The organism is Streptomyces piniterrae (assembly GCF_005048155.1).
Lineage (GTDB): Bacteria > Actinomycetota > Actinomycetes > Streptomycetales > Streptomycetaceae > Streptomyces > Streptomyces piniterrae.
This window is the reverse complement of the sequence record NZ_SUMB01000002.1, coordinates 159,595-177,169: the sequence shown is the minus strand read 5'-3', so window position 1 is coordinate 177,169 and position 17,575 is coordinate 159,595. Positions and strand designations below refer to the sequence as shown.

At 70.2% G+C, this 17,575-nt stretch carries 14 protein-coding genes; 2 read left to right on the top strand and 12 right to left on the bottom strand.

What is annotated here, in order from left to right; translation table 11 throughout:
* Positions 1 to 121: 121 nt before the first annotated feature.
* From FCH28_RS05165 to FCH28_RS05155, 3 genes are all read right to left on the bottom strand, one after another.
* Positions 122 to 643, bottom strand: a complete 522-nt coding sequence (locus FCH28_RS05165) for a macro domain-containing protein (RefSeq protein ID WP_136738517.1) — start codon at positions 641 to 643, stop codon at positions 122 to 124.
* A 135-nt stretch (positions 644 to 778) separates the two neighbouring features.
* Positions 779 to 2,239 carry an amino acid permease gene (locus FCH28_RS05160; protein WP_136738516.1) on the bottom strand — a complete coding sequence of 487 codons (1,461 nt, stop codon included), beginning with the start codon at positions 2,237 to 2,239 and terminating at the stop codon, positions 779 to 781.
* Between the two features lie 112 nt (positions 2,240 to 2,351).
* Positions 2,352 to 4,196 (bottom strand): AMP-dependent synthetase/ligase, encoded by a 1,845-nt coding sequence (locus FCH28_RS05155; RefSeq protein WP_136738515.1) that lies wholly within the window; start codon positions 4,194 to 4,196, stop codon positions 2,352 to 2,354.
* A 136-nt stretch (positions 4,197 to 4,332) separates the two neighbouring features.
* On the opposite strand from FCH28_RS05155, the gene FCH28_RS05150 reads away from it, so the two are divergent.
* A complete protein-coding gene (locus tag FCH28_RS05150; RefSeq protein ID WP_136738514.1) occupies positions 4,333 to 5,088 on the top strand; it encodes a MerR family transcriptional regulator in 756 nt (251 codons plus the stop codon).
* Positions 5,089 to 5,124: 36 nt separating this feature from the next.
* Here FCH28_RS05150 and FCH28_RS05145 read toward each other — a convergent pair whose 3' ends face one another.
* The 8 genes from FCH28_RS05145 to FCH28_RS05110 form a co-directional block, all read right to left on the bottom strand.
* The gene (locus tag FCH28_RS05145) at positions 5,125 to 7,356 is read right to left on the bottom strand and encodes a 3-hydroxyacyl-CoA dehydrogenase NAD-binding domain-containing protein (protein WP_136738513.1); all 2,232 of its coding nucleotides are present in this window, start codon (positions 7,354 to 7,356) and stop codon (positions 5,125 to 5,127) included.
* Between the two features lie 35 nt (positions 7,357 to 7,391).
* Positions 7,392 to 8,606: an acetyl-CoA C-acetyltransferase gene (locus FCH28_RS05140; RefSeq protein WP_136738512.1), complete on the bottom strand. Its 1,215-nt coding sequence runs from the start codon at positions 8,604 to 8,606 to the stop codon at positions 7,392 to 7,394.
* Positions 8,607 to 8,669: 63 nt separating this feature from the next.
* Complete coding sequence (locus FCH28_RS05135; protein ID WP_136738511.1) at positions 8,670 to 9,812, bottom strand: acyl-CoA dehydrogenase family protein; 1,143 nt, start codon at positions 9,810 to 9,812, stop codon at positions 8,670 to 8,672.
* Positions 9,813 to 9,870: 58 nt separating this feature from the next.
* A complete protein-coding gene (locus FCH28_RS05130; protein ID WP_136738510.1) occupies positions 9,871 to 10,896 on the bottom strand; it encodes an LLM class F420-dependent oxidoreductase in 1,026 nt (341 codons plus the stop codon).
* Positions 10,896 to 12,038: a CaiB/BaiF CoA transferase family protein gene (locus FCH28_RS05125; protein ID WP_187363757.1), complete on the bottom strand. Its 1,143-nt coding sequence runs from the start codon at positions 12,036 to 12,038 to the stop codon at positions 10,896 to 10,898. The genes FCH28_RS05130 and FCH28_RS05125 overlap by 1 nt, the downstream gene beginning before the upstream one ends.
* A 192-nt stretch (positions 12,039 to 12,230) precedes the next feature.
* On the bottom strand, positions 12,231 to 12,611 hold the full coding sequence (locus tag FCH28_RS05120; RefSeq protein WP_136738509.1) for an MmcQ/YjbR family DNA-binding protein: 381 nt from the start codon (positions 12,609 to 12,611) through the stop codon (positions 12,231 to 12,233).
* Positions 12,612 to 12,896: 285 nt separating this feature from the next.
* Positions 12,897 to 14,381 carry an MFS transporter gene (locus FCH28_RS05115; protein ID WP_136739100.1) on the bottom strand — a complete coding sequence of 495 codons (1,485 nt, stop codon included), beginning with the start codon at positions 14,379 to 14,381 and terminating at the stop codon, positions 12,897 to 12,899.
* A 74-nt stretch (positions 14,382 to 14,455) separates the two neighbouring features.
* Positions 14,456 to 15,397, bottom strand: coding sequence for a dihydrodipicolinate synthase family protein (locus FCH28_RS05110; protein WP_136738508.1), 942 nt, complete (start codon positions 15,395 to 15,397; stop codon positions 14,456 to 14,458).
* 241 nt (positions 15,398 to 15,638) lie between these two features.
* Between FCH28_RS05110 and FCH28_RS05105 the strand changes: the two genes are divergently transcribed.
* The gene (locus FCH28_RS05105; protein ID WP_136738507.1) at positions 15,639 to 16,826 is read left to right on the top strand and encodes a saccharopine dehydrogenase family protein; all 1,188 of its coding nucleotides are present in this window, start codon (positions 15,639 to 15,641) and stop codon (positions 16,824 to 16,826) included.
* Between the two features lie 8 nt (positions 16,827 to 16,834).
* Here FCH28_RS05105 and FCH28_RS05100 read toward each other — a convergent pair whose 3' ends face one another.
* Positions 16,835 to 17,572 (bottom strand): endonuclease V, encoded by a 738-nt coding sequence (locus tag FCH28_RS05100; protein WP_136738506.1) that lies wholly within the window; start codon positions 17,570 to 17,572, stop codon positions 16,835 to 16,837.
* Positions 17,573 to 17,575: the final 3 nt, after the last annotated feature.

The following is a 17,575-nucleotide window of genomic DNA, read 5'->3' as shown; positions in this document are numbered from 1 at the left end:
CCGGGCAGGGGTGTACCCAGATACACCCTCGGCCAGTTTCCGCGGAGTTCAAGCAGGCGTGAACGGTCCAGGACCGCAGACCGTCGGTCCGTGGTCGTCGACCGGCAGTTGTCGTAGACCGTCAGTGGTCGTAGACCGTCACCGCTATGCCGCGCCGGACGAGTCGCTCGGTTATCAGCGGCTCCACCCGGGACCACTTGCCGCCCGCCAGCCCGCAGCCGATGCGCGGCATATGGACCGATGCCCCGAGCTCCTGGGCTTCGGCCGCGACCCGGCCGAGCCCGGCCGCGATGGCCTCGTACCGTACGGGCACGCCCTTGCTGCCCATGGGGGTCCCCCCTGCTCGAGCTGGGTCGAGAGCTTGGGGGAACATGCCCCGCTGGCCTACGACGTTGGCCACCCACAGCCGGTCGCCGACCTGGATGAACTGGGCCGCGCCCAGCCCGAAGTCGTTCCGCGCGCGCTCGCGGTGCCACTTGCGGTAGGCGGCCTCCGGCTCCGGCCAGCGGCGGGAGAGCGCGAGCACAAAGCCCTTGCCCCAGCCGCCCAGGTCGTTGCAGATATGCGCGATCACCTTGACGCCCTTGCCCTGCGGCGCGGTGGCGTCCCCCTTGACGTATGAGATCCCCGTGTTCTCAGTCATGCCTCCACGGTAAGGGCGACCACTGACAATCGATGGGGACGGCCGACGCGGGGGCGGCAAGCGCGAGGGCGGCCGCGGAAGTCTCTCGGACTCCGCGGCCGCCCTCGGTTCTTCAAGGCGCCAGTAGTTGCGCGATTACTTCGTCAGCTCGCGTTCCTCGGCGATCCGGCTGACCCGGCCGCGGACCGCGTACCAGCCGGCGACCAGCGCGGCGGCGAGGACCGGGATGATCATCACGGTCTGGCGGCCGACGCCGTCGTCGAACCACATCAGCACGATGACGCCGAGCAGGAAGACGATGGTCGCGATGTCGGTGACCGGCGTGCCCGGGAGGCGGAAGCGCGGGCGCTCGACCCGGCCTTCCTTGGAGCGGCGGACGAACACCATGTGGCAGATCATGATCGTGCACCAGGTGCTGATGATGCCCAGCGCCGCGATGTTCAGCACGATCTCGAACGCCTCACCCGGCATCAGGTAGTTGAGCCCGACACCGAGCACACACACCGCCGAGGTGAGCATGATGCCGCCGTAGGGCACCTGGTTGCGGTTCATCAGCCCGGCGAACTTGGGCGCGGAGCCCGCCATCGACATGGAGCGCAGGATGCGGCCGGTCGAGTAGAGCCCGGAGTTCAGGCTGGACATGGCGGCGGTCAGCACGACGAGGTTCATCACGTCGCCAGCGGCCGGCACTCCGACGTTGGACAGCACCGTCACGAAGGGGCTCTCGCCGCCGACGTACTTGTTCCACGGCAGCAGCATCGCCAGCAGCACCACCGAGCCCACGTAGAAGACGCCCACTCGCCACATGATGGAGTTGACGGCCTTCGGCACGACCTTCTGCGGGTCGCTGGTCTCGCCGGCGGTCACACCGACCAGCTCGACGGCGGAGTAGGCGAAGACCACGCCCTGCAGCACGATCACCACGGGCAGCAGACCGGTCGGGAAGAGGCCGCCGTGGTCGGTCAGCAGATTGATTCCCGGGGTGTGCCCGCCGACGGGGTGCTGGGTGGCCAGCAGGAAGATGCCGATGAACATGAAGATGACCAGCGCGGCGACCTTGATGATCGCGAACCAGAACTCCAGCTCACCGAAGATCTTCACGGAGATCAGGTTCACCGTCAGCACGACCGCCAGCGCGATCAGGGCCATCACCCACTGCGGGATGTCGGTGAACAGGCTCCAGTAGTGCGTGTAGAGCGCGATCGCGGTGATGTCGGCGATACCGGTCGTCGACCAGTTCACGACATACATCCAGCCGGCGACGTACGCGCCCTTCTCCCCCAGGAACTCACGGGCGTACGAGACGAAGGAACCGGACGAGGGGCGGTGCACCACCAGCTCGCCGAGGGCCCGGACGACGAAGAAGGCGAAGATGCCGCAGACCGCGTAGGCGACTGCCAGCGCGGGGCCGGCGGAGTGCAGTCGGCCGCCGGCGCCCAGAAACAGGCCGGTTCCGATCGCTCCACCGATGGCGATCATGTTGACGTGCCGGCCCTTGAGGCCCTTGCTGTATCCCGCGTCGCCCGCGTCCTGTGGGACGCCGCTCCCCCCGTCGGATGACTTTTGTGCTTCATCCGTGAGGATTTCTGTGCTCACTGCTGGTTCTCTCACTTTCGGGCAGGCGCTGTGGCCGTGGGTTTCGCGGATCGCGCGAAGTCGGCCGACGGCACACCTTCCACGAAGAGGCGCCCCCCGTCTGTGGGCAAGATCACAAGTGATACAAGCCATCCAGCTTTTGGCGATATTTGTCCGAAATGAACTTCCGACGGAGCTTCAAGGAAGGAGTCAGCTCACCCGATTCCGGGCCCCATTCCTCGCTCAGCAGCGAAAACCGCTTGACCTGTTCCGTGCGGTTGAGCCGGGTATTCGCGGCCGAAACCGCTCGTTCGATCTCCTCGTGTACGGCCGGATGCCCGGCCAGCTCCCGCAGCGTGCCCTCGATGCCTTGCTGCGCGGCCCAGGCCGGCGCCAGTTCCGGGTCCAGCACCAGGAGCGCGACCAGATACGACCGGCCGTCGCCGTACACCAGCGCCTGTCCGATCAGCGGGTGCTCCTTGAGGGTGTTCTCCACCAGCGCCGGCGAGACGTTCTTGCCGGTCGAGGTCACGATCATTTCCTTCTTGCGGTCGGTCAGCCAGAGGAATCCGTCCTCGTCGACCCGGCCGATGTCGCCGGTCGCGAACCAGCCGTCGGCGCCGGCCGCCGGCTCGACCGATCCGTCGGCCCGCAGATAGCCCTCGCACACGGTGCGCCCCCGGACCTCGATCTCCCCGTCCTCGGCGGTACGCACCTCAAGGCCGTCGAGCGGGCGGCCCACCGAGCCCAGCCGGAAGGCTCCCGGGCTGTTCGTCGTGGCCACCCCCACCGTCTCGGTCAGCCCCCACGCATCCATGATCACGATGCCCAGACCGGCCCAGAACCGCACCACATCCGGGGGCATCGGGGCGGACGCGCTCGCCGTCCACACCAGCCGGTCGAAGCCGGCCCGCGCGAGCAACGGGTCCAGCACCCCGGCCTTGGCCTCGGCATACGCGTCCGCCAGCCGCTCCGGCGGCCGTTGCCCCCGCTCCCGGAATTCCACCTGGCCACGGGCGGTCTCCGCGGCCGCCTCGACGGCCGCCCGCCGATCCTCCGGCAGCTGGGCGAGCAGCGCCCGTATCGCCGCCGCCAGCTTCTCCCAGACCCTCGGCACACCGAAGAACTGCGCCGGCCGCAGTTCGCGCGCGGTCGCCGCGACCATCGCCGGGTCGGCGCAGAGATAGACGTGCGAGGCGCGGAAGACCGGCAGGTAGATGCCCAGCATCCGCTCGGCGATATGCGCGAACGGCAGATAGCAGAGGTGCTCGACATGATCGGGCAGCTCCACCGCGCCATCCAGCGCCAGCGCGTTGAGCAGCACATTGCGGTGACTGACCACGACGCCCTTGGGATCGCCGGTGGTACCGGAGGTGTAGACGACGGTCAGCGTGTCGCCGGCGTCCGCCTGCCGCCATGTCGCCTCGAACGCGCGGGGGTCGTGCAGCTCGGCGCCCCGGCCGGCCAGGGCTGCGTACGTCTCGTGCTTGCCCGTCTCTCCCGTGTCGTCCGATCCCGTGTCGTCCGACTCGATGATCACCAGCTTCTCCAGCCGGGCGGCGGTGTCGTCGAGCAGCGGCTCCCAGCGCGCGAGCTCCCGCGCACCCTCCAGCACGGCGATCTTTGCCCTGCTGTGCCGGGCGATATGGGCGATCTGCTCGGGCGCGGCAGTTCCATAGACGGTCACCGGGACAGCGCCGAGGTGCACCAGGGCCAGGTCGCTGAGCCAGTGCTCGGGCCGGTTGCCCATCATGAGGAGGACGATCTCGCCGCGCCGTACGCCGAGCGAGCGGTATCCGGCGGCCAGCTCCGCGACCCGGTCGCGGACCTCGGCCCAGCTCAGGGTGTGCCAGCCGGTGGTTTCGGCGTCGCACCAGGAGAGCGCCGGCAGTTCCCCGTGGTCCTCGGCGTTGCGTGATAACAGGGCCGGAAGGGTGAGTTCGCCCGGTTCGCCGGGCAATCGCAGGATCGTGGTCAACGCGGCCTCCTGATGATGTGGGCCTGATCTGCGGACCGTACCGAGGGCACTGGCTCCGGGCAGGGTCTGCGGTGCTGCACGGGCGAGAAGGTTCCGAAGGTTTCACAAGAGTGGTGAGACAGCAATACTGTTGAACATGATGGAGTCCGCCACCGACCTGACGGTCGACGAACTGGCCGCCCGCGCCGGCGTCACCGTCCGCACGATCCGGTTCTACAGCACGCGCGGGCTGCTGCCACCGCCCGAGATCGGCCCGCGTCGGGTCGGCCGCTACGGTCCGGACCATCTCTCGCGGCTCGCGCTCATCGAGGAACTCCAGCACCAGGGCATGACGCTGTCCGCGATCGAGCGCTATCTGGAGCAGCTGCCGCCCGATCTGAGCGCCCAGGACCTCGCCATCCACCGTGCATTGGTGGCGAGTTGGATCCCGGACAAGGCGGAGGACGCCACCCGGGAGCAGTTGGAGCGCCGGGTCGGCCGGGAGCTGACCGAGGAGGACCTGGACCGGCTGGCGGCCATGAGTGTGCTCGTACGGACCGATGACCCGCGGGTCTTCCAGGTCGATCCGGGCCTGCTGCATCTGGGGACGCGGCTGCTCGACGTCCCGATCGCGCTGGAGACGATCCTCGCGGCACGCACCGTCGTCATCGAGCACACCCGCTCGGCGGCGCGCGAGCTGAGCCGGCTCTTCAAGGACGAGGTATGGGGGCCGTACCGGGACGGGGGGCCGGATGCGGAGGAGATGGCGCGGATGAAGTCGCTGTCCGCCCATATGCAGCCGATGGTGGTCCAGGCACTGGTCACCGCCTTCCAGCGGTCGATGAAGCAGGAGTTGCGGGAGTGGTTCGGCAAGGAGGGCGACAGGGGACCGGACGAGCAGAACGAGGGGTGACGGGGCGGGCCGCGGCGGCCCGCCCCGCACACACGGTCAGTCGCTGAACTTCTCGCCCTTCTCGGCCTTCTCGATCAGCAGCGGGGACGGCGCGAACCGGTCGCCGTACGCCGCCTGGAGTTCACGGGCGCGGGTTACGAAGCCGGGCAGCCCGACGAGTTCCTCCCGCCCCGGCCCACCCTGGTAGCCGTTGATGTACTGGATCACGCCGCCGGTCCAGCCGGGGAAGCCGATGCCGAGGATGGAGCCGATGTTGGCGTCGGCGACGGAGGTCAGCACCCCCTCCTCGAAGCAGCGGACGCTGTCCAGCGCCTCGGAGAACAGCATCCGCTCCTGCATGTCCCGGAACGGGATCTCGTGCCCGGGATTGCCGCTGCCCTTGCCCGGGGGACGCCCCCCGGAACCCCCGAAATGCTCGCGCAGACCAGGCCACAGACCGGCGCGCTTGCCGTCCTCGCCGTATTCGTAGAAGCCCGCGCCGCCGCTGCGCCCGGGGCGGTTGAACTCGTCCACCATGCGGTCGATGACGACGTCCGCCGGGTGGTCCTGCCAGGTGCCGCCCGCCTCCTCGACGGCCCGCTTCGTCTCGTTACGGATCTTGCGGGGCAGGGTGAGGGTCAGCTCGTCCATCAGGGAGAGGACCTTCGCCGGGTAGCCCGCCTGGGCCGCCGCCTGCTCGACCGACGCGGGCTCGATGCCCTCGCCGACCATGGCGACGCCTTCGTGGATGAAGTGCCCGATGACACGCGAGGTGAAGAAGCCGCGCGAGTCGTTGACGACGATCGGGGTCTTGTTGATCTGCCGTACGAGGTCGAAGGCGCGGGCGAGCGCCTCGTCACCGGTGCGCTCGCCCTTGATGATCTCGACCAGCGGCATCTTGTCGACCGGCGAGAAGAAGTGCAGGCCGATGAAGTCCACCGGCCGGGTCACGCCCTCGGCGAGCAGGGTGATCGGCAGCGTCGAGGTGTTGGAGCAGAGCAGCGCGTCCGGCTCGATGATGTCCTGGATCTCCTGGAAGACCTTGTGCTTGAGCGCCGTGTCCTCGAAGACCGCCTCGATCACGGCGTCGCAGCCCGCGAGGTCCTGCGGGTCGGCGGTGGGCGTGATGCGGGCCAGCAACGCGTCCGCCTTCTCCTGGCTCGTGCGTCCCTTGGCGACGGCCTTGGCGCAGAGCGTCTCGGAGTAGCCCTTGCCCTTCTGGGCGGCTTCCGCGGAGACGTCCTTGAGGACGACGTCGATGCCCGCGCGGGCGCACGAGTAGGCGATGCCGGCGCCCATCATCCCGGCGCCGAGCACCGCGACCCTGCGTACGGTCTTGGGCTCGATGTCCTTGGGGCGGTTGGCGCCGGAGTTGACGGCCTGGAGGTCGAAGAAGAACGCCTGGATCATGTTCTTCGCGATCTGGCCGGTGACCAGCTCGGTGAAGTACCGGGCCTCGATGGTCAGCGCGGTCTCGAAGTCGACCTGTGAGCCCTCGACAGCGGCCGCGAGGATGTTGCGCGGTGCCGGGTAGGGGGCGCCGGCCAGCTGCTTCTTCAGGTTGGCCGGGAACGCGGGGAGGTTGGCGGCGAACTTCGGGTTCGACGGCGTACCGCCGGGGATCTTGTAGCCCTTGACGTCCCAGGGCTGCTGCGACTCGGGGTTGGCGTCGATGAACGCCCGCGCCTTGGCCAGCATGTCGTTCTCGGACGTCGCCACTTCGTGGACGAGGCCGTTCTCGAGGGCGCGCCGCGGGGAGTACTGGGTGCCCTGGAGCAGCACCTTGAGCAGGGCGTCCGCGATGCCCATGAGGCGTACGGTGCGGGTGACGCCGCCGCCTGCGGGGAGCAGGCCGAGGGTGACCTCGGGCAGGCCGATCTTGGAGCCCGGCGCGTCGAGCGCGACACGGTGGTGGCTGGCGAGGGCGATCTCGTAACCGCCGCCCAGGGCGGCGCCGTTGATGGCGGCGACGACGGGCTTGCCCAGGGTCTCGATGCGGCGCAGGGAGCTCTTGATGGCGTTGCCCGTCTCGAACGCCTGCTGGGCGTTCTCGGGGCCGACCTGGATCATGTCCTTGAGGTCGCCGCCGGCGAAGAAGGTCTTCTTGGCGGAGGTGTAGATGATGCCGCGAATGGAGTCCCGCTCGGCCTCGGCGCGGTCGGCGATCGCCGCGATGGAGTCCTTGAACGCCTGGTTCATGGTGTTCGCGGACTGGTTGGGGTCGTCCAGGACGAGGGTGACGACGCCGGTCTCGTCCTGTTCCCAGCGAATGGTGGTGGGCTCGCTCACTGTGGCTTCTCCGTAAGGGGGTTAAGGACGGGCGGTCAGAGGCGCTCGATGACGGTGGCGATGCCCATGCCGCCGCCGACGCACAGGGTGGCCAGGCCGTAGCGCTTGTCCTGCCGCTCCAGCTCGTCGATGAGGGTGCCGAGGATCATCGCGCCGGTGGCGCCGAGGGGGTGGCCCAGGGCGATGGCGCCGCCGTTGACATTGACCTTGTCCAGGGAGAGGCCCATGTCCTTGACGAAGCGCAGCACGACGGCGGCGAACGCCTCGTTGATCTCGACCAGGTCGATGTCGTCGATGGTCAGCCCTGCCTTGGCCAGCGCCTTCCGGGAGGCGGGGGCGGGACCGGTCAGCATGATGGTCGGCTCGGAGCCGGAGACCGCGGCGGACATGATGCGGGCGCGCGGGGTGAGGCCGTAGCGCTCGCCGACCTCCTTGGAGCCGATGGCGACCAGTGCGGCGCCGTCCACGATGCCGGAGGAGTTGCCGGCGTGGTGGACATGGTCGATCTGCTCGATCCAGTGGTACTTCTGGAGCGCGACGGCGTCGAAGCCGCCGAGGTCGCCGATGTCCTTGAAGGACGGCTTCAGCTTGCCCAGCGATTCGGCGGTGGTGCCGGGCCGCATGTGCTCGTCGTGGTCGAGAATCGTGAGCCCGTTGCGGTCCTTGACCGGGACGACGGACCGCTCGAAACGACCGTCCTTCCAGGCCGCGGCGGCGCGCTCCTGGGAGAGCGCGGCGAACTCGTCGACGTCGCGCCGCCCGTAGCCCTCGATGGTGGCGATGAGGTCGGCGCCGATGCCCTGGGGGACGAAGCCGGTGTCGAAGTTGGTCATCGGGTCGGCGAACCAGGCGCCGCCGTCGGAGGCCATCGGGACCCGGGACATCGACTCGACGCCGCCCGCGAGCACCAGGTCCTCCCAGCCCGAACGGACCTTGGCGGCGGCCATGTTGACCGCTTCCAGGCCCGAGGCACAGAAGCGGTTCTCCTGGACGCCCGCGACGGTGTCCGGCAGCCCGGCGGCGATCGCCGCGATGCGGGCGATGTCGGAGCCCTGGTCGCCGACCGGTCCGACGACGCCGAGAACGATGTCGTCGATCGCGGCCGGGTCCAGGCCGGGGAAGCGCCGCCGCACCTCGTGGAGGAGGCCGACGACCAGGTCGATGGGCTTGGTGCCGTGCAGTGCGCCGTTGGCCTTGCCTCGGCCGCGAGGGGTGCGGATCGCGTCGTATACGTACGCTTCGGTACTCACGTCAGGGAGCCTTTCGCATGAGGGTGGGGCAGTCGCAGCGGGTGGGGGCGGGCCGGTCCGGGGTCAGCCGAGGAGGGAGCGGCCGATGATCTCCTTCATGATCTCGGTCGTGCCTCCGTAGATGGTCTGGATACGGCCGTCGGTGAAGGCCTTGGCCACGCGGTATTCGGTCATATAGCCGTAGCCGCCATGGAGTTGGAGGCAGCGGTCGGCGACGCGCTTTTGCAGCTCGGTGGCCCACCACTTGGCCATCGACGCGTGCACCGCGTCCAGTTCGCCCGCGGAGTGGTCGGCGATGCAGCGGTCGAGGAAGGCGCGGGTGACGGCGCATTCGGTGGCCATCTCGGCTATTTCGAAGCGGATGTGCTGGAGTTTGGACAGCGGCCTGCCGAACGCCTCGCGCTCCTTGACGTACTGGCTGGTGATCTCCAGCAGGTGTTCGGCGGCGGCGATACCGGCGACGGCGATGCCCATCCGCTCCTGCGCGAGATGCGTCATCAGGTGGACGAACGCGCCGTTCAGCTCGCCGAGCAGATTCTCCTTGGGGACCCGCACGTCGTTGAAGAACAGCTCGGCGGTGTCCTGGGACTTCTGGCCGATCTTGTCGAGGTTGCGGCCGCGCTCGAAGCCTTCCATGCCGCGCTCCACGACCAGCAGGCTGAGGCCGTGCGCCCCGCCCTCCGGTGTCGTCTTGGCCACGACGATGACGAGGTCGGCGAGGATTCCGTTGGAGATGAAGGTCTTGGAGCCGTTGAGGATCCAGTGGTCGCCACGGTCCTCGGCCGTGGTGCGGATGCCCTGCAGATCGGAGCCGGCGCCCGGCTCGGTCATCGCGATCGCGGTGATGATCTCGCCGGAGCAGAATCCGGGCAGCCAGCGGCGCTTCTGCTCGTCGGTGCCGAGCGTGGTCAGGTACGGGCCGATGATGTCGTTGTGCAGGCCGATGGCGAGTCCGGCGGCGCCGGCCCGGGTGAACTCCTCGGCCAGCACGGCGCTGTAGCGGAAGTCGGGCTCCCCACCACCGCCGTACTCCTCGGGCACGGCCAGGCCCAGCAGCCCCTGTTTGCCGGCCGCCCGCCAGGCGTCCCGGCTGACGATGCCGTCCTTCTCCCACTGCTCGTAGTGCGGTGCGACTTCCTTGGTGAGGAAGGTGCGTACCGTTTCACGGAAGGCGTCGTGGTCCTCGGTGAAGATCTGGCGCTTCACGCTGCTTTCCCTTCGAAGAATCTTTCCGGGCGACGGAGCTTCCCGGCCGGGGCCCTCTTCAGAGCCAGTTCCTGACGGTTTCGATCAGCTTCGCGGGCTCGGGCCCGACGGGGTGGACGTTGAGCATCGTCACGCCCGCCTCCCGGAAGGCCGCTATGCGCTCGCGGACGTAGCCCTCGGGCCCGCACAGCGACATCAGCTCGCAGAATTCGTCCGGGACGGCAGCTTCGGCCTCCCGCTTCTTCCCGGCGAGGTACAGCTCCTGGATTCGCTGGGCGGCTTCTTCGTAGCCATACGCGACGGCCAGGTCGTTGTAGAAGTTCTTGCCCTTGGCGCCCATGCCGCCGACGTACAGGGCGATGAGGGGGCGGGCGAGGTCGCGTACGGCCGCGGCGTCCGCGCCTATGGCCAGCAGTCCGCCCGCCACGGTCTGCAACGGGCCGAGCTCGGGGGCGCGCTTGGCGGCGCCCTCGGCGAGCGGTGTGCCCCAGACGTCGTGGGCCTTCTCCGGGATGAAGAGGGTCGGCAGCCAGCCGTCCGCCACCTCGGCCGTCATCCGGACATTGGCCGGGCCCAGTGCGGCCACATACACCGGGATCTCGGGCCGGACCGGCTTGGTGAGGATCTTCAGGGGCTTGCCGAGCTTGCCGCCCTTCTCCTCGGGCAGCGGCATATCGGTGATGCCGTGGTGGTCGATGATCTCGCGACGCCAGATGCGGCGGCACAGCTCGATGGTTTCGCGGGTGCGGCCCAGCGGTTTGTCGTAGGGCTTGCCGTGCCAGCCCTCCACGACCTGCGGGCCGGAGGCACCGAGGCCCAGCAGCGCGCGGCCGCCGGAGATCGCGTCCAGCCCGGCGGCGGTCTGGGCGATCAGGGCCGGGGTGCGGGAGTAGACGTTGAGGATCGCCGAGCCGATCCTGGCGTGCTCGGTGCGGGCGGCCAGGAAGCCCATGATCGTGGGTGAGTCGAAGCCATAGGCCTCGGCGACCCAGATGGCGTCCAGCCCGGCGCTTTCCAGGGCGGCGACCTCTTCGGCGGCCTGGCGCGGATCGCCCGCGTACTGGAGCGTGGTGGCGAGTTCCATCAGCTGCCTGCGTCCTTCTGCTCGGCGGTGAGACTGGGGGTCTGCCAGTCGCGGGCGACCTCCGCGGTGTCCGCGCCGGGCTGGGCGGGCGGTCTGCGCACCGCGCCGGGGGTCTCGGAGAAGCGGGGTGCGGGTGCCGGCTGGGTGATCCCGGCGTGGTCGACGAAGGTGCCGCGGGCGACGAGATGCGGGTGCGCCGGAGCCTCGCGCAGCGACAGCACCGGCGCCACACAGGCGTCGGAGTCCTGGAAGACCGCCGTCCACTCCTCGCGCGTACGGGTCTTGAAGCGGGCGGCGATGGCGGTGCGCAGCTCTCCCCAGGCGGCGAGGTCGTCGCGGCTGGGGGCGTCCTCCTCGATGCCCAGCAGCCGGATGAATTCGGCGTAGAACCGCTTCTCGAGCGCGCCGACCGCCATATAGCCGCCGTCGGCGGTCTCGTAGGCCCCGTAGAACGGTGTGCCGCCGTCCAGCAGGTTCGCGCCGCGCCGGTCCTGCCAGCCGCCGGCCGCGAGCATGCCGTGGATCATCGCGGTGAGATGGGCCGTGCCGTCGACGATCGCGGCGTCCACGACCTGGCCCCTGCCGCCCTCGGTCCGTGCGTGCTGGAGGGCCGCGAGGGCGCCGATGACGAGGTAGAGCGAGCCGCCGGCGTAGTCGCCGACCAGGTTGGCGGGGATGGCAGGCGGGCCGTCGGGCGACCCGATCATGCCGAGGGCGCCGGTGATGGCGATATAGCCGATGTCGTGTCCTGCGGTGTCGGCGAGCGGTCCCTGCTGGCCCCAGCCGGTCATCCGGCCGTAGACGAGCCGGGGATTGCGCGCCAGGCACGCTTCGGGGCCGACGCCCAGCCGCTCGGCGACGCCAGGACGGTACCCCTCGATCAGCACATCGGCGCGTTCCACCAGGTCGAGCACCTGCGCCGCCCCTTGGGAACTCTTCAGGTCGATCAGCACCGAGCGCTTGTTGCGGTTGGTGATGTCGTACGCGGGGTCGATGCGCAGCCCCGCCCCTCCGGGCCGGTCGACGCGGACGACATCGGCGCCGAGATCGGCCAGCAGCATCGCCGCGAACGGCCCGGGGCCGATGCCGGCCAGCTCGACCACCCGCACCCCGCTGAGCGGGCCGTTCCCTGACTCTGCCATCGCGCCCCCTGCCTCCCGCCGATCGTGAGACGTGCCCGACTGTGACACTTCTGATGTAACACTCGCGATGTTAAGAACGTGTTCCACTTTCCACAAGCCCCCGAGCTCCGTGGCGACCGTCGAAAAAGCCCGTGGCGGCGATGTTCAACTGCCATCGCCGCCACGGGCCTTTGCGCGCCTGCTGCTGCGCCGCTATTCCCCGTCGAGCTCGGCGATGAGCTTCTTCGGGGCTATGACGCGGTAGGACTCCTCGGTCCAGTCACACAGCAGATCCGCCGCCGGTGCGTCCGTCTCCTCCAGCGGCACCCGCACCCATCCGGACTTGCCCAGCCCGTAGCCCGCGGGCTCGGCGCCGGGCGAGGACAGCGCATGGGCATGCGCCTCCGGATCCTTGAGCTTCATCGTGATCCCCAGCGGATAGCTCCCGTCATCGGTGCCCAGGAAGACGAAGACCTTCTTGTTGACCTTGACGACGCTCTCGCCCCACGGAAATTCCTCCACCGCCCCGGGAAGCCCGAGCGCGAAGGTCCGCACCCGCTCCCACACCGCCGCCGGGCCCGCTGCCTTCGCCATGAGCTCCTCCACGTCCGTTCCCCCGTCCGGCACCGCACGCGATGCCCCGACGCGCCGCGCTGCCGGCGCGTCGCTCCCATCGCATTCCACGCTAACGGCGACCACTGACAACGGCCCGCGGAGCGCAGTCCGCCGGGCCGGCGCACGGCCATGTGCCCGCGGCGGATCGAGCGGCGGTGTGGAGGGCACCTATGACCTTCGCGCGCGTCGAGCCGCGGCATGCCGGCCGACCGCAATCCGGTCTGCCGGGGCGGGTATTGGAAGGAATGCGCCCGACCCGCCGGGCTACACGGAACCGGGAGTGGTCTCCTTGGATCCGATCTCCGCTCCCCCGGCCGCCGGCACGAGGTGATCGTCCGGCGCATCGGGGTCCGCGAGGCGGGCCAGCCGCTGCGGCACATTGCCGCCCACCAGGATGACGACGACGAGCGTCAGCCCGAAGGTGAGCACCGCCAGCGCGCGGCCCAGGGACATGCCCTCGGCCAGCCGCGCGCCGAGGACCGGGGCGACCGCTCCGCCCAGAGCCCCCACGTTGTAGACGAAGCCCAACGAGGCCGCGCGGGTCGCGGTCGGGAAGTGCCCGGCGATGTATTTCGGCAGGATCCCGGAGATGCCCTGGCTGAGCGCGAGCAGTCCGAAGAGCAGTACCCCGAGCCCCACCAGGCTGTCCTGCACCGCGAAGACCGGGAAGACGAAGGCCAGGGAGGCGAGGAGGGTACAGGCGTAGGCGCGGCGGGTGCCGATCCAGTCGCCGACGAACCCCGCCAGCCAGCAGCCCGCCATGGTGCCGAAGCCCGCGTAGAACATCACGTCGGTGACCTGGGAGGGGGCGTATCCCAGGTCGGTCTTGAGATAGGTGGGCAGCAAGGCCTGGATGGGCCAGCTGTAGAGGAAGGCGCAGAACACCGTCGCCATCAGCGACACGTACAGCAGCCATCCCCTGCGTCCGCCGAGTTGCACCGCGAAGGCGATCAGGCAGAGCGCGGCGACTGCGGACAGCCAGGGGACGTGTCCCGTTCCAGCGGGCGTGAAGACGCCGAACAGGGCGCCCGAGGCGGCCGCGGCCAGCGAGGCGTTGACCCAGGAACGGACACGGCCGGTGAACAACGGCCGGAACGGGTTCGGACGTGCCGGCTTCGAGGCGGCCGGGCCGGGCGCGGGGGCCGGGCCGGTCATTACGGCGGAGCCCATCGACGCGGCCGATGCAGCCGACCGACGGCCGATCTCCGCCGCCCAGTCGCCGGCCTCCGGAAGCGACCGGCGCACCCATAGCGCGACCAGGACGGGCAGTACGCCGATCCAGAACATCCAGCGCCAGCCCCACTGGGGGACCACCCACTTGTAGAGCTCGGCCGCGACGACGGTGCCGCCCGCGTAACCGGAGATGAGGAATCCGGAGGCGCGGTTGCGCACCCGGGTGGGCCAGCTCTCCAGCACATACGTCACGCTGGCGCTGTACTCCCCCGCCATGCCCAGGCCGATCACCAGCCGGGCGGCGAACAAGCTGAGGTAGCCCCAGGCGAAACCACAGGCGAAGGTGCCGAGAGAGTAGAGCAGGATGCTGGCGATCATGGCTGCTTTACGGCCGTAGCGGTCGGCCATCGCGCCCAGGAGCGCGCCGCCCAGCCATCGGGTGATGAAGGCGCCGGAGATGAGCGAGGCGGCGGTGACGGTGCTGAGGTGGAAATCGTCGGCGATTTCGGTCAGTACGAGGGTGATCAGGACGAAGTCGAAGCCGTCGAGGAGATAGCCGATCCAGGCGGCGACCATCGCCTTCCATTGGCGCGGGCTGATCTCCCGGTACCAGGGCGGTGGCCCGGCGGCATGGCCCGTAGAGCGCGTCGTCACAGCAGTCCGGCCTCCTCCAGCAGTTGGCGGACGGTGCGGATCGCGTCGTCGTCGAGCGGCAGCTGCGGGGCGGCGGTGGCCGGGCTGTCGATGACGCCGAGCAGGTGAAGCGCGGCTTTGAAGGCTCCGAGGGCGGATGAGCTACGGCCCATCGCCGACTCGTCGCCGACGTCGGTGAGAGAGAACAGGGCGGCCAGCCGGTCCTGTTCGTCGGCGGCCGCACGCCACCGCCCGGCCCGGGCGTGTGCGTACAGCCGCACATAGCCGGCCGGGTCGACGTTCCCCAGCCCCGGTACGACGCCGTGCGCCCCGGCCAACAGGGCCCCGTCGACCGATAGTTCCGAACCGGTGAGCACAGAGAAACCGCGGTCGACGGTGCGCAGCCGGACGAGCAGGCGGCGCAGCGCGCCCTCGTCGCCGCTGCTGTCCTTGAGCCCGGCGAGCACACCGTCGGCGGCGAGGGCGAGCACCGTGTCCGCGGGCAGCTTGGTGTGCACCGCCATCGGAATGTCGTAGGCGAAGAGTGGTAGGCCGACGGTGTCGCGGATGCGGGTGTAGTGGTCCGCGATTTCGGCCGGATGGGTGCGGGTGTAGAAGGGTGCGGTGGCCACGATGCCGTCGGCGCCCAGCTTTTGGGCGGTGCGCGCGTGGTCCAGGACCCGGGCGGTCGCCATGTCGATGGCCCCGGCCAGGACGGGCAGCCTGCCCCGGGCGGCGTCGACGACCGTCTCGATGACGGTGCGTCGTTGGATGTCCGGCAGGTAGGCGGCCTCCCCCGTGGAGCCGAGCACGAAGAGGCCGTCCACCCCGGCGGCGACGAGACGCTCGGTCAGCGCGGCCAGCGACCGCACGTCGACCTGGCCGCTGTCGGTGAGCGGGGTGCACAGCGGTGGCACGACTCCGGTGAGCGGTGCGGGAAGGGGCGTGGAAAGGGGCATGGCGTCCGGCTTTCTGCCGTACGGTCCAGTCCGGGAGAGCGGTGGTCGGTGCCGCGGTCGGATCGCGCGCCCGGCAATCCGGACATTGGACGTCCTAGGTCAGGGGCGAATGTCGCCCCGCTCCGACGCCGTGTCAAGACGGCAGGCCGCGCCCCGGCCACCAACCGACCTGACGGAGGGCGGTCGTTGACGGGACGGCGGCGACTGCCTAAGGTCCGGACTTCAGTCGAGAGGACGTGCGATGCGACGGCAGGACACCTCGGGGCGGGCCCATGACCTCGTCCTTTACGGCGCCACCGGTTTCGCCGGGGCGCTCACAGCGGAATATCTGGCCAGGCACGCACCCAAGGACTGCCGCTGGGCGCTGGCCGGGCGCAGCACCACGAAACTGGCGCGGCTGCGCGACCGGCTGGCCGCCATCGACCCGGCCTGCGCCGACCTGCCGCTCCTGCACGCCGACAGCGGCGATCCGGATTCGCTGCGCGCACTCGCCGCGGACACCCGGGTGCTGGCCACAACGGTCGGCCCGTATCTCACCTACGGGGAGCCGTTGGTCGCCGCCTGCGCCGCGGCGGGCACGGACTACGTCGATCTGACCGGCGAGCCGGAATTCGTCGACCGGATGTATCTGCGGCACCATGCGACGGCCCGCGCTTCGGGCGCGCGCCTCGTGCACGCCTGCGGTTTCGACTCCGTCCCGCACGATCTGGGCGTGCTCTACACGGTGGGCCTCCTCCCGGAGGGCGTGCCGCTGCGCATCGACGGCTTCGTACGGACCAACGCGACCTTCTCCGGGGGCACTCTGGCGTCCGCGCTGACCGTCGCCTCGCGTCCGCTGGCCATGGCGCGGGTCGCCCGCGAGCGGCAGCGGGCGGAGCCGCGGCCGGCCGGCCGTACGGTGCGGGCACCGCTGGGCCCGCCCCTCAGGAGCGGTGCGACGCGCGCCTGGGGCGTGCCGCTGCCGACCATCGATCCGCAGATCATCGCCCGTTCGGCCGCGGCCCTCGACCGTTATGGGCCCGACTTCCGCTATCGCCACTACGCGGGCGTGCGGTGGCTGCCGGTCGCCGTGGGCGGGGCGTTGGGCGCGGGCGCGATCTGCGCGCTCGCCCAGGTGCCGCCCGCCCGGCGGTGGCTGTCGGGGCGTCTGGAGCCGGGCGACGGGCCGAGTGCGGAGCGGCGGGCCAAGAGCTGGTTCACGGTGCGTTTCGTGGGCATGGGTGGCGGCGAACGCCTGATCACCGAGGTCTCCGGCGGCGATCCCGGCTACGACGAGACCGCGAAGATGCTCGCCGAGTCGGCGCTGAGCCTGGCCTTCGACGATCTGCCGGAGACGGCGGGCCAGGTGACGACGGCGGTCGCCATGGGGGACGCGCTGACAGAACGTCTCCAGAAGGCGGGGCTGACGTTCCGGGTCGTCCGGGGATAGTCCGCACGTCACACGCTGGCGAGCGCCCTCCGGCACAGGGAGTCCGCGGCCCTGGTCGTCTCGGGAAGCCGGTACTTGGGCGCGAGCCGGAGCGTGTGGGCGCAGGCCCCATCCAGGTCGATGCGGTGCCCTACGGAGACGAAGACCGGTTTGACGCCCTTTTGGGTGCGCAGCGCACGTCCTACCTCCTCGGCGCCCGTAGGGGCGCCGGGCGCGGTCGGTTCGGTGTCGTCCAACAGGGGTGAGGTCGCGCCCCGTTCCGGTCCCGGAGGCGCGTACCGGAAGGTGAAGGGGTTCTTGGCGACGCCGATCGTGGGCAGCCCGGTCAGAACCCCGAGGTGGCTGGCGAGCCCGAAGCGGCGCGGGTGGGCCAGCCCGTACCCGTCGCAGACCACGAGATCCGGTGTCCGGGCGAGGCGGCCGAGCGCGTCCAGCACGGTGGGAATCTCACGGAAGGCGAGCAGGCCCGGGACGTAGGGGAAGGAGACCCGGCCGACGGCGGTGACCTCGTCGACGACGGCGAGGGTGCGGGCATCCAGGGCGACGGCGGCCGCGGCGACGACGTCGCGCTCGTCGTCGTAGGCCACGTCCACGCCCACTACGGTGCCCTCGAATCCGAGGTCCGGCCCTGGCTCGTCGAGGCGTACGTACGGCCGAAGGCGGTCCTGGACCGCGCGTGCCTGGGCCTCGTCGGCCGGCCAGTGCCGCAGTTCGTCGTCGCAGGAGATCGTTCCGGGAGTGTCCATGGT